The organism is Mycolicibacterium anyangense (genome assembly GCF_010731855.1).
GTDB classification, from domain to species: domain Bacteria; phylum Actinomycetota; class Actinomycetes; order Mycobacteriales; family Mycobacteriaceae; genus Mycobacterium; species Mycobacterium anyangense.
Window position 1 is genome coordinate 4234120 of record NZ_AP022620.1, and the last position, 12363, is coordinate 4246482.

13 protein-coding genes are annotated in these 12363 nt (G+C 68.2%); 8 read left to right on the forward strand and 5 right to left on the reverse strand.

Annotated elements, in window-relative coordinates:
* Positions 1-12: 12 nt before the first annotated feature.
* On the reverse strand, positions 13-2247 hold the full coding sequence (locus tag G6N35_RS20090) for an acyl-CoA dehydrogenase family protein (RefSeq protein WP_163805829.1): 2235 nt from the start codon (positions 2245-2247) through the stop codon (positions 13-15).
* Between the two features lie 6 nt (positions 2248-2253).
* The gene (locus tag G6N35_RS20095) at positions 2254-3411 is read right to left on the reverse strand and encodes an amidohydrolase family protein (protein ID WP_322790623.1); all 1158 of its coding nucleotides are present in this window, start codon (positions 3409-3411) and stop codon (positions 2254-2256) included.
* Between G6N35_RS20095 and G6N35_RS20100 the strand changes: the two genes are divergently transcribed.
* The 5 genes from G6N35_RS20100 (at position 3374) to G6N35_RS20120 (ending at position 7548) form a co-directional block, all read left to right on the forward strand.
* Entirely contained in the window at positions 3374-3949 is a 576-nt protein-coding gene (locus G6N35_RS20100) for a TetR family transcriptional regulator (protein WP_163805831.1), read from the forward strand. The genes G6N35_RS20095 and G6N35_RS20100 overlap by 38 nt on opposite strands.
* 118 nt (positions 3950-4067) lie before the next feature.
* On the forward strand, positions 4068-5519 hold the full coding sequence (locus tag G6N35_RS20105; protein WP_179967484.1) for an FAD-dependent monooxygenase: 1452 nt from the start codon (positions 4068-4070) through the stop codon (positions 5517-5519).
* A 54-nt stretch (positions 5520-5573) separates the two neighbouring features.
* On the forward strand, positions 5574-6398 hold the full coding sequence (locus G6N35_RS20110; protein ID WP_163805832.1) for a cutinase family protein: 825 nt from the start codon (positions 5574-5576) through the stop codon (positions 6396-6398).
* Positions 6399-6494: 96 nt separating this feature from the next.
* Complete coding sequence (locus tag G6N35_RS20115) at positions 6495-6764, forward strand: hypothetical protein (RefSeq protein WP_163805833.1); 270 nt, start codon at positions 6495-6497, stop codon at positions 6762-6764.
* A 67-nt stretch (positions 6765-6831) separates the two neighbouring features.
* A complete protein-coding gene (locus G6N35_RS20120) occupies positions 6832-7548 on the forward strand; it encodes an NUDIX hydrolase (protein WP_163805834.1) in 717 nt (238 codons plus the stop codon).
* A gap of 6 nt (positions 7549-7554) precedes the next feature.
* On the opposite strand, the gene G6N35_RS20125 is transcribed toward G6N35_RS20120, so the two are convergent.
* Both G6N35_RS20125 and sodN read right to left on the reverse strand, forming a co-directional pair.
* Positions 7555-9219, reverse strand: a complete 1665-nt coding sequence (locus G6N35_RS20125) for a DUF1254 domain-containing protein (RefSeq protein WP_220098516.1) — start codon at positions 9217-9219, stop codon at positions 7555-7557.
* A 99-nt stretch (positions 9220-9318) separates the two neighbouring features.
* Positions 9319-9744 carry a superoxide dismutase, Ni gene (gene sodN, locus G6N35_RS20130; protein ID WP_163805836.1) on the reverse strand — a complete coding sequence of 142 codons (426 nt, stop codon included), beginning with the start codon at positions 9742-9744 and terminating at the stop codon, positions 9319-9321.
* A 22-nt stretch (positions 9745-9766) separates the two neighbouring features.
* On the opposite strand from sodN, the gene G6N35_RS20135 reads away from it, so the two are divergent.
* Positions 9767-10105, forward strand: a complete 339-nt coding sequence (locus tag G6N35_RS20135; protein WP_322790624.1) for a S26 family signal peptidase — start codon at positions 9767-9769, stop codon at positions 10103-10105.
* Positions 10106-10109: 4 nt separating this feature from the next.
* Here G6N35_RS20135 and G6N35_RS20140 read toward each other — a convergent pair whose 3' ends face one another.
* Positions 10110-11057, reverse strand: a complete 948-nt coding sequence (locus G6N35_RS20140; RefSeq protein WP_163805838.1) for a lytic transglycosylase domain-containing protein — start codon at positions 11055-11057, stop codon at positions 10110-10112.
* 76 nt (positions 11058-11133) lie between these two features.
* Here G6N35_RS20140 and G6N35_RS20145 point away from each other — a divergent pair, with 76 nt between their 5' ends.
* Positions 11134-11700, forward strand: a complete 567-nt coding sequence (locus G6N35_RS20145) for a hypothetical protein (RefSeq protein ID WP_163805839.1) — start codon at positions 11134-11136, stop codon at positions 11698-11700.
* A gap of 11 nt (positions 11701-11711) precedes the next feature.
* On the forward strand, positions 11712-12287 hold the full coding sequence (locus G6N35_RS20150; protein ID WP_163805840.1) for a M15 family metallopeptidase: 576 nt from the start codon (positions 11712-11714) through the stop codon (positions 12285-12287).
* Positions 12288-12363: the final 76 nt, after the last annotated feature.

Consider the following 12363-nt stretch of genomic DNA (forward strand, 5'->3'; position numbering starts at 1 on the left):
GCGACGGACGGTCTACTTGCGGGGCAGCCCGAGAATCATCGAGGCGATGATGGTCAGCTGGATCTCGGCGGTGCCACCGCCGATCAACTCCGAGGGCATGTCGAAATAGGGTTCGACGACTGGCGGGTCGGAGCGCTCCAGCATCGCCAACCGTCCGGTCAGACCCAGAATGGCGGTGGCGGCGCGGCGCAGCAGCAGCACCATCGCGTACTTGGCGATGCTGGATGCCGGCCCGGCGTTCTGGCCTTCCACCAGACGCAGCGTCTCACGCAGCACCATGGCCTTGATCGCGGTGGTGTGGGCCTCGATCTGCCCGAGCGCGCGCACCGTGGCATCGTGGTCGGGGCCGGGCGTGGCCGCTAGGTGCCGCAGTGCGGCCGAACGGTCGATGTTGACGTAGTTGCCGATCGCCGTCCGCTCGACGGCCACCGTTCCCATCGCCAGTTCCCAGCCCTCACCCGGTTCACCGACCAGCATGTCGTCAGGAACGAAGACGTCGCTGAAGAAGCACTCGTTGAAATCCGCGTGCCCGCTGGCCTGCTGGATCGGCGAGACCTGCAGGCCAGGCGAAGCCATGTCGATCAGGAAGTAGCTGATACCGCGGTGCTTGGGGGCGTCGGGATCGGTCCGCGCCAACAGTGCGCCGTACTGGGCGACATGCGCCGAGGACGTCCAGATCTTGTGGCCGTTGATCAGCCAGCCGCCGTCGACTTTCTGGGCGCGGGTGCTCAGCGCCGCCAGGTCGGACCCGGCACCGGGTTCGCTGAACAGCTGGCACCAGCGTTCGGTGCCCCGCAACATCGGTCCGGCGAATCGCTCACGCTGCGCCCGGGTGCCTCGTTCGAGAATCGTCGGCAGGATCCACTCGGCGATGTTCAGCGACGGTCGCACGATGTCCGGCCGCTTGTCGAATTCCTCGGTGAGGATCACCTGCTGCACCGGTGAAGCTCCCACACCCCAGGGCGGCGGCAGGTGCGGGGCCACCAGTCCGGCCTCGACCAGCAGATCCCGCTGCGAGCCGTAGGCGAGTCCGGGCGCCCGGCGGTCGTCGGTCGGCGTCTCGTTGCGCAGTTCTGCCGCCTCGTCGAGCACCGCCGCGACCCGGGCGCGGAACTCCGATTCCACATCGCCGAGATGAATTACCGTGGAGCGCTTGATCGTCCGCGCCAGCTCGCCGGCATCACGTTCCCAGTGCGTGGTGGGACCCAGTGCGGCCGCCAGGCTGGTGGCGCGCCGCCAGTACAGGTGGACGTCGTGCTCCCAGGTGTAGCCGATGGCACCGAACATCAGCAGCGCGTCGAGGGTCAGGTCAGCACCGGTGGCCAACGCCATCACCGCGGCCGAGGCGGCGGCCAGCCGGTGCTGCTCCAGCGACTCATCGACGGCGCGCACCGCGTCCCAGGCCGCGGCCGATGCCATCTCCGAATTCACCAGCAGCACTGCGGCTTTATGCTGCAGTGCCTGAAAGGATCCGACGGGCTTGCCGAACTGCTCGCGGGTGCGGATGAACTCCACGGCCATCTCGACGCTTCGCCGCACCGTCCCGGCGGCGGCGCTGGCCGCCAGTGCCACTACGACGCAGCGGGCCCGCTCGGTGGGAATGCTGGACAGCACGGCGGTTTCGGTGACGCGGTGATCGGTGAGATGCAGGACGCCCACATCGGTGGTCAGATCCGTACCGCGTTGCTGCTCGACGCTCAGCCCGGCGGCCGTGCCGGTGTCCAGCACGAACCAGGGCTCGGCGCCCTCGCCGGCATGAGCGGCCACAAGAATGCGCTGCGCGGCACAGATTCCCAGGATCGAGGCGGTGGAGCCGTTGAGGCGCCAGCTGTCGCCGTCGCGCACCGCGTGCACCGACGAATGCTCGGGCAGTACCACTGCGCCGGTGGCGCCCTCGGCCAGTTCGGCCAGCAGCGCGGCGGCCTCGGCACCGGCGAGGCTGGCCACCGCGCTGGCGGTCGCGGTACTCAGCAGCGGACCCGGCAGCAACGCTGCGGCCGCGGCCTCGATGACGCAGGCCATATCGGCCAGGGTTCCGCCCTGGCCGCCGACCTCCTCGGCGAGGTGCACCGCGTGGAAACCGTTGGCGGCGAACTCCTCCCACCAGGTGGGGAGTTCACCGGCCGCGATCGAATCGAACGCGGCGCGGGTCTTGTCGACGGGTGAGTGCCGGGCGGCGAACTGGGTGACCGCGTCGGCCAGTTGCTCCTGCTCGGTGGTGATTGCCGTGCCGGTTGACAGAGTCATCGGACCTTAATTCTCCAGACCGAGGATGCGGGCGGCATTGCCGTACAGGAACTTCGGCCAGACTTCGTCCTTGAAGGGGACGTTAGGCAGATCGCGGAAGATCCGCTCCAGTGACAGGCCCATTGGGAAGTAGCCCGCGTAGAGGACTTTGTCGGCACCGCGGGAGTTCGCGTAGTCGATGATCGCCTTCGGGTAGTACTTCGGGGCGAACGCCGAGGTCGAGTAGTACAGATTCGGCCACTTCAGCATCAGCTTGACGGCCAGGTCCTCCCATGGTTCGCAGCCGTGCCGGGTGACGAACACCAGGTCGGGGAAATCGAACATCACGATGTCGATGCGCGAGACTTCCTGCGGTTTGAACGGGATTCGCGGACCCGGTACTCCGGCGCACACGAAGATCGGGATGCCCAGTTCGACGCAGGTGGCGTAGATCGGGTACATCTTCGGGTCGTCGATGGGCACTTGTGGGAAGGTTCCGGACGGGAACACCGACGTGGCCCGGATGCCGTATTGCTCGTACTCCCGGCGGATCGCGGCCACCGATCCCATGACGTCGTTGGGGTCCGAGACCGCTCCGGACGGGACGAAACGGTCGCCGAAGAGCTTGAGTGCCTTGTCCGCGGACGGGTCGCTGACGCCGACGACGGCTTTCTCGATGCCGAACCGATCCATCTGCGCCAGCAGCAGTGACACGGGGTCGTCGGTGGGCAGGTCCTTGGGGACGTCTTTGAACATGTACTCGACCGGGAACTCGAAGTTCTCCTTGGACTCGCGGTCCTTGGTCTGCCGGCGGATGAAGTCGTACTGATCGAAGCCCTCATGAGGAAATCCGATCATCGTGTCGATTACCGGGAGACCGACAGGTCCGGCCATGCGCGCTCCGATCAGGGTTGGTCTACTGAAACATCGTTCTACCACAGGGGGCGAATGGCAATACGGCAGAGCTGGGAGAACTGGGCCGACGTGGCAGTCTGTCGTAGGATTGCCGATGCCAGTGTCAGAAGGTTGTTCTTGAGGAGGCGGCATCGTCGACACCCCTGTCACCGACATCGCGCCCGCCGAGGAATCCCCGCGCGGCCGCGCTCGTGGCGCCCGTGCGCAGACCGATGTGGTCGCGCTGGCCGACATGACCAGCGACCAGCTGGTGCGACGGGCCAAGGTCATCGAAGAGGTGATCGGCCTGATCGGCGAGGTGGGTGCCGACGCAGTCCAGATGCGCGACGTCGCCCAACGCTCCGGGGTGGCACTGGCGACCGTGTACCGCTACTTCAGTTCCAAGGAGAACCTGCTGGCGGCCGCACTCGAGGACTGGCAGCGGCGGCTGACCCGCCGTATGCAGTCCGGCGCCGCACCGGGCACGGATCCGCTGCCGGGCGTGCTCGACTACCTGCAGCGCGCGCAGCGGGCATTCGCCCGTAATCCCCAGATGACGGCGTTGATGTTGCAGATGATGGCCTCCACCGACCCGGAGGTGAAACCCATCATCGAGCAGATGGAGCGCAACAATGCGGAGATGTTCAACCGCCTACTGGACGGCCTTGCCCCCGAGGCGATTTCGAACGTCAGCTTTGGTTTGAACACGGCACTCAGTGGCGCATTGGGCGGGCTACTCGTCGGGCGGCTGACGTTGGCGGACTCGCTGGCGCGCGTCGAGTGGGTGGCCCGGACCCTGCTGGACGAGAAGCACGCCCCGCGCCAATAGGTAACCCCCGCCCCTTTCAAGGTATAGCGCAGTGGGGGGCTTGCGGCAAGACCCGGTGGCGGGCGCAAACTCACTGTCCTGAAAGTCAATTCAGCGATGGGACAAACGCGTGCGTCAATTGTGTGAGCATCAGGTGGTCGTCGTCGGCGCAGGTCCGACGGGTTTGATGTTGGCTGCGGAGTTGGCACTGGCCGGCGTTGACGCCGCGATCGTGGAGCGCAGGCAGGGGCAGGAGTTGGTGGGCTCGCGGGCGGGCGGCCTGCACGCCAGGACTCTCGAGATCCTCGATCAGCGCGGTGTTGCCGACCGCTTCCTGTCGGCCGGCTACACCGCACAGGTTGCGGGGTTCGCCCAGATCCGACTGGACATCAGCGATCTTCCGACCCGGCACCCGTACGGGTTGGCGTTGTGGCAGAGCAACATCGAACGCATCCTGGCGCAGTGGGTCGAAGAGCTCGGCGTGCCGATTCGCCGGGGCCTGGAGGCCACCGGTTTGGGTCAGGACGACGACCGGGTCCTGGTGAGGCTGGCCGACGGCGCCGCGGTCGCCGGCTGCTACGTCGTGGGCTGCGACGGTGGGCGCAGCGTGGTGCGCAAGTCGGCCGGGATCGCGTTCGAGGGGTCCGAGCCCACCACGAGTTATCTGATCGCCGAGGTCGAGGTGACCGACGAGCCGCCGTGGGGTGTCCGGCACGACGCTCTCGGGATCCATGGACTGAGCCGGCTGGACGACGGGCCGGTGCGGGTCATGGTGACCGAGCGTGAACTCGGCAGCGGGGAGGCGACCCTGGATGACCTGCGGGCCGGGTTGATTGACGTCTACGACACCGACTTCGGGGTGCACAGCCCCACCTCGGTGTCCCGCTTCACCGACATGGCCCGCCAGGCCAGTGCGTATCGGGCCGGACGGGTGCTGCTCGCGGGGGATGCGGCCCACGTTCACCATCCGGTGGGCGGGCAAGGGCTCAACACCGGCGTGCAGGACGCCGTCAACCTCGGCTGGAAACTGGGGCAGGTACTCGACGGCGTCTCGTCACCCGATCTGCTGGACAGCTATCACGACGAACGCCACCCCGTCGGTTCAGCGGTGCTGCGCAACATCCTGGCCCAAAGCGTGCTGCTGCGGCCCGATGACCGCAGTCAGGCATTGCGCGAGACGATCGCCGAGCTGCTGGAGATGACCGAGCCGCGTACCCGCCTCGGGGCCAGGATGTCGGGCCTGGACATCCGCTACGACCTGGGCGACGCACACCCACTGCTGGGGCGGCGGATGCCGGATCTGGACCTGCAGACCGCCGGCGGACCGGTCCGGGTGTCGACCCTGCTGCACACCGCGCGCCCGGTGCTGCTGAACCTGGGTGTGGCGGGCCGGTTCGGCGCCGTCCCCGACTACGGCCGGCTGCGGATCGTCGATGCCGAATACGTTGGCCGATGGGAACTTCCGGGCCTGTCAGACGTGCCTGCCGCCGAATCCGTCCTGATCCGCTCGGACGGCCACGTCGCCTGGGTGGGCGAAGGACCCGATGCTGCGCTCGGTGCGGCGCTGGCCACATGGTGTGGCATTCGGTAACGGCTGACCGGCGCGCCGCGATCAACCTGCTGACTGTAGTGGAGGGATCTTCTCGTGTTTCGCGCTCTGGGATCGGCTGTGCTGGCCGCCGTATTCGGACTGTCCGGCCTGGCCACCGGTACCGCGGCCGCGGCATCGTCGTGTGCCGATTACCACTGGATCGGGGCCGCTGGCTCGGGCCAACGGGACGGCGTCGCCCTGGCTGCCAACGGCGGCATGGGCGACGTGGTCTATCAGTCCTACCTGCAACTGCGCAGCGAACTGCTGGCCAGTGGCAGGAGCATCGATGCCGAGTCGGTTCAGTATCCGGCCGCCCCGGTGCCGATCAAGGGCGGCCTGAGCGGCTGGCTCGACTTCCTCGGCAGTGTGGGCGACGGGACCGACGCCGTCGCCAAGCAGTTCACCGCGTTCACCCAGCGCTGCCCGGACACCAAGGTGGTGCTGGCCGGCTACTCCCAGGGTGCGATGGTGGTGCACCGCAACCTCTACGCCCTGGCCGACAACCCGAACCTGGCCGCCGCCCTGCTCATCGCCGACGGTGACCGATTGCCTGCCGATACGACGGTCAACCTCGGCTCTACCGCGATCGCACCCAGCCGGGGCAAGGGCGTCGCCCAGGAACACTCGTTGCTGGCCTCGGCCAACACCTCGGTGCTGCCGCCGGCTGTCGGTGCACGCACCATCAGCGTGTGCGACGTCGGCGACCCGGTGTGTGACTACGACGCGGATTCCACCACGGTGTCGGACAGCGCGATCGCCATCCACACCGCCTATGCGCCCGCGGCGAGCGGTCCTCACGCGTGGGGGGCACCCCTGTACACCCTGGTGACGAGGGCCGGCGCCGCACCGGCCGCACCGGTGGCATTGACCGGGGGCTGAGTTCGCCCCGACAGGACGGGGGTTTACCGATCGCGGTTGTGGTTATTACTCGTTCTGAAGGCACATTGGACCGACCCAGATGGGAGTTTCATCCGCATGAGGTTGAAAGAGATCCTGGCCGGCGCCGTGGTTGCGGGCGCACTGACCGCAGGTGCCATGGGAGCCGGACTCGCCACGGCAACGGCCGAAGGCTCGATGCCTCCACCGCCGGCACCGCCGGCCGGACCCAGTGTCGGCAGCCCGCCGGCGTGGGCGCCGCCGCAACCGGTCCCGCCGTCCTGGGCGGCCGGCAACAAGCAGGTGTGGGACTCGGGCTGGAACCACTGGGGCGTGTGGATCAACGGAGTGTTCGTCCCCACGTTCTGACCCGGTAGAAGGCTTGTCGACAGAGGCGGGGGCGTTCCCTCGGAACGGCCCCGCCTATCGTCGTAGCGTGGCGATCACTTACGACCAGGCGTTACGGGACCGGATTCGCGGCCACCTCGGCGGTCATCAACGACGGACGGTGATCGATCCGACCAAGCGGCACGCGGCAGTCGCCGTCGTCCTGGTCGATTCCGAGGCCGGCGAGGACAGGGTGGACCCGGCCGACGTCGACGACTGGATCGACGGCAGGCCGATGGGCGACGGCCTCGACGGCCGGATGGTCGACGTCTCCGGTGGCGCGGCGTTCTTCCTGTGCCGCAGGGCATCCCGGCTGCGGGCGCACGCCGCGCAGTGGGCGCTGCCCGGTGGCCGCCTCGACGCCGGCGAGACCGCCATCGACGCTGCCCTGCGCGAACTCGACGAAGAGGTCGGGGTCAGCCTGCCGGAATCCTCGGTGTTGGGGTTGCTCGACGACTATCCGACCCGGTCCGGGTACGTCATCACGCCGGTGGTGATCTGGGGCGGCGGCCGCTTGGACCCCAAACCCGCGCCCGACGAGGTTGTCGCGGTGTACCGGGTTGGTCTGCATCAACTGCAACGCGAGGATTCGCCGAGGTTCGTCAGCATCGCCGAGAGCCCACGTCCGGTGGTGCAGATCCCGTTGGGCAATGACTTGATCCACGCACCCACCGGGGCGGTGTTGCTACAACTGCGGTGGCTGTGCCTGGAAGGTCGCCACGATCCGGTCGATGAACTCGAACAACCGCTGTTCGCCTGGAAATAGCCCGGGTCAGAGCCGTTGGATACCCGGTGGCGTCCAGCTGCCGTCCAGCGCTGCCTGCTGCGGAACGTAATTGCGCAGATACACCCCGAACGATCCCGCCGGGATCGGCAGCCAGTTCGCGGTGGGATCGCCGGGATCGGTGGTCGAGAAGATGATGTCGATCGAGCCGTCCGGACGGGTCACCAGTTCGTCAGGCCTGCTGCTGCTGATGCTGTACCGGTTCTCCGGATTCTGCACCAGATTGCCGTCGCCGTCGTAGACGGTCACCGACCAGAACGCATCCGACGGCGGAGCCTTGCCGGGCGCGAAATGCAGCTCGTACGAGCTGCATCCGTTGAGCGGCAGCAGCCGTGAGTCCAGCAGCGCCGAGGAGTACATCGCCTCGTCGGGGGTGTTGGCGATCAGTCCGACCTGGGCGACGCCCGCGCGCAGCAGGTAGTTGGTACCGAAGTTGCCGATCGACGAATCGGGGATGGCCCAGCCCTGGTGCTGGACCGCCGATACCAGCTGGGTCAGGTTCGCCAATGCGGGAAGCAGCGCCGCTGTTGCCTTGACCGCAAGGTCGGCGGCAAGCCGGGCGACCGGACCCAGATTCGAGCCGGCCACCGTCAGCCCGGGGCCCACGCCGATGCGGGCCAGCGTGGCCAGTGCAGGGGCATCGCGGGCAGGCGGGGGATTGGCCGCCATTGCGGCGCTGATCGCATCCAGATAGGCCAGCCCGGGCTTCGGTTGCGTCCCACTCGGGGCGCTACCTCCGGTCGGGGTCAGCGAGTACTGGTCGATCAGCGCGATCGCCTGCTGCTGGTCGGCGGCATCACCGGCCAGGGTACGGCCCAGCATCAGGATGCTGCTGTAGGGCACCTGGACCACCTGGGCGTCGGGAGGAATATCGCCCTGCGGGCCGCCCGACCACACCAGCGCATACTTGCCGGGGCCGGAACCTGTTGTCCGCGAACCGATATAGCCCACCACGTTGGTGTACGGGTCGGTCAGCTGAAAACTGAAGTAGCGGTCACCCATATCGGGGATCGACAACACGACCGGGCCGCCTGACAGGTCCAGCTCGGCCAGCGAGTAGAACGTATCGGTGTTGGGCCGCTTGCCGCCGCCGATCGCCTTCCAGATCGGGTCGACATCGGGGTTGGCGAAGCTGGTCAGCGAGTAGATCGTGTTGAGGCTCTCGGTGGTCTGCCGCACCCGCTCGTACTCCATGAGCGGATAGCCGTAGATGTAGGCCTGCGCGGCGATGATCGCCGCCCGCACCGGGCCGACGAATCCGCCGGCCACCGAGGCGGACTGCTGGGCCGCCGGCGCGGTCGTGGACGCCGTGGGCGAGGTGGTGATGGTGCGCGCCGAGGCCCCTGTGCTCCGGTCCGCGCCGGGACTGGCTGTGGAAGCGCCGGCCGGGGCTGAGACGGTGCGTGCCGACGCGGGTCGCCGAGTCGCCGACGGCCCGGCGGCGCGGGCGGTCTTGGCCGCCGACCGGGCGCTGCTGCCGTGGGAGTTACTCACCGAGGAGTGCTGATCGCCGCCATCACCGGGGGCGGCGTGTGCCACTGCGGCGCCACCGAGAACGGCCGCGCCCAGACCGGCCGCCAGCATCCCCACCTGCACCCAGCGCCATCGTCCAGCGGTCTCACCAGCCACCATGTCGACCCCTCCGGTCCGCACCCCGCGACGCACTGTACCGCGCGTCAATAACCGCGGAGGTGGACATGACTGAGGCCAGGCCCCGGGTGGGGCCTGGCCTCGACTGACGAAGGGAAGCCGTTACTTGGCCGGCGGGTAGACCCCCATGCCCTTGGCCTTCTCGGTCTGCCAGAAGATGTCGGAAATCTTGTCGATCGTCTCGAGCAGCTTCTCGGCGACGGCGACGTCCAGCGACTTCTTCACGTCGCCGGCACCGTGGACGCCGTCCCAGAACAGTTGGTGCAGGTTGGGGAACTGCTCGAAGTGCTCCTTGGTGAAGAAGTCGGCCCACAGCACCGTCAGGTGATGCTTGACCTCTTCGGCGCGCTGCTCCTTGATGATGATCGCGCGGGTCTTGAAGTGGTCGTCATCGGAATCGTGGTACTTCTGGAGCGTCTTCAGGCAGGAGAGCGCTTCGATCTTGGCCTGGGCGGGGTCATAGACGCCGCAGTACAGATCGCAGTGGGCATGGGCTTCGGTGGCGTTGGCGAAAAGTCGTTGCAGCATGCGCCTAACTTACCCTTTCAGGGTGCGCGACAACCATGGGCTCAGGCATCACCTTGTGTGCCGGCCCGTGCGCCGGTTTGTCGTGGTCGAGGACTCGATGCGGCCCACCCTGAACCCAGGTGACGGCCTGCTTGCGCTGCGCGGCAGTCGGGCCAGGGTCGGTCAGATCCGGGTCTTCCCCGACCCCACCAAGCCGTCGCGGTGGCTGGTCAAACGGGTGGCCGCGGTACGCGGCGATCGTTTCGAGGCGGCGTCGGACAATCCGCAGGCGCCCGGTGTCGTCGACTCCCGCCAGTTCGGCTGGGTGCCGGTGCAGGGCTCCTACCGGGTGGTGTGGCGGGTCCGCGGCCCGGGCAGGTGAGTGGTTACTGAGGGTGGCCAGCCAGGTAGTCGGCCACCGGGATGCGCTTGGACTGATCAAAACCAATGGGCAGCAACACATCTCCAGCAGTGGAGAAGTAGTACACGTTCCAGCGGTGATAGATCCCGAAGGCCGCCGGGTCCTCGGCCATCGCGGCGGCGTACTGGTTGACCGCGGCCACGTACTGGTCGGCGTGGTTGTAGCGGAAGATCGCCCCGTTGGGATTGGTGCCGAAATCGTTGGCGGCCAGGTAGCGGCCCGCGGCCATGATGCTGTCATGCGGGGCGTGGATGTCGCCGCCGTCGCCGTAACCGGCGAATGTCGACGGCAGGAACTGCATGGGACCCTGCGCGCCCGCGGTGCTGGTTCCGTCGATGCTGCCGAACCGGGTCTCGATGAAGTTGATCGCCGCCAGGTAGTTCCAACCGACGCCGGTCGCCGACTCGGCTTCCCGGTAGTCGCCCATCAGCTCGTCGGGTGCCGGCGGCGGCTGGATACGCCAGGCCGGCAGGGTGTCGTGCGGGACGGCCATCGCCGCGAGCTGACGCCGAGCCTCGACGTTGTGGTCGTAAAAGCCGAGAAGGTCGGGCGGGATCTGGGGCCGGATGATCGAGTCCCATTCCGGGTGCCGGCCGATCGCGCGGTATGCCACCTGCTCGCGGTGTGCCGCCGCGGCCAGTGCATCCTCCGGTGTGGCCGGATCGCGCAGTGCGCGTTCGTCGGACACCAGGTCCGCGCCGATCTGCGCGGGATCGGTGGCCAGCTGCGGCTGGACACCTACCAGGGTGGCCGGCACCGCCGTCGTCGAGGCCAGTGCGACGGCCGCCGGCGTGCTGGTGGCCGCGTGGGCGGTGACCGCCGAGGCAAGCGGCGTGGTCGGCGGATCGCCGCAACCGGCGAGGCCGACCGCCAGCATCGCCGCCACCACCGGGACCATCCGCAGAGAAGACATCGCATCGAGTGTCGCCTATCCGGCCCGCTCGCCGCACCCGAATGTGGCGCCGGAACCGTTGGTAACGTGTCGAACCGTGCATGGTGACGACGTGACCGCCTGGACCAAAAAGGGCTTCACAGCGGACCTTGACCCGCGGCGACTCGCCCAGCCAGTCGACTCGCTGCTGGCTGAACTGCCCGCGACGGCCCTGACACTGCGGCGCGTCGCGCTGCGCGCCGGGGTCCCTTACGAGCAGCTTGCGGGCCGGTTCCTGACCGTGGAAGCCATGCTCGCCGAGATCTCGCTGGCCCGGCTCGCCGATGCGCCGCTGGGGTCCGCCCGCCTCAGCTCCCCCCGCGAGCGGGTCATCGGGGAGCTGCATGTGTTGCTGACGCTCATGGCCGACCAGCCGTTGCTCGGTTCGGCATGCGCCAACGCGGTGATGTCGTCCGCCGCCGGGGTGACCCGGGTGCGACGGGAGATCGAAGCCGAGCTGTCCCGCCGCATCGAGGTGGCGCTGGGCTACGGAGCCTGGCCCGACCTGGTGGAAGTGCTGCACTGGACATTGCTCGGTGCCATCATCACCGCGGCCGGTGGCGCCGAGCCGCTGGAGTACGTCGACGAGCGGCTGGGCGGGTTCGTCGAGTTGTTGCTGGCCTAGGACCGCAACGCATGCCGATCCGCACCACATTCGCCGGACTGCTGAGCCTCGCGGCGACGGCAGCCGTCGCCGCGGGGCTCACTACCGTCCCCGCGCAGCCCCGGATCATGTTGGTGGACAACACCGTAACGACCGATCCCGGCACCGTCTCCTCGGGTGACGGCTCGCTGGCCGACGGCCAGGTACTCACCGCATTCGACGTCGGGAACCCGGCGATCGGACGGCTGGACCCGGCGCTGCTCGATGCCATCCAGGCGGCCACCACCGCCGCGGCCGCGGATGGCGTCACCATGACGATCACCTCGGGGTGGCGATCGCCGGAGTTCCAGCAGCGCCTGCTCGACGACGCGGTGGCGACGTACGGCAGCCTGGCCGCCGCCCGCCAGTACGTGCAGACCCCGGCGGGGTCCAAACACGTCATCGGCCAAGCCGTGGACGTGGGCGGTGTGGGAGCCGACCAGTGGCTGATCGCCAACGGCGCCCGGTTCGGGCTGTGCCGGATCTACGCCAATGAGCTGTGGCATTTCGAGCTCGCCACCGACGCGGCCGGTAATTGTCCGCCGTTGCTGCCCAACGCCGCCGGCTGAGCGCCGCTCCCGTGGCGCGCGCCTCGCGCCGGCATCTCGTGAAACGTCCGGCACTGGTGCGGGCACTACCTCAATC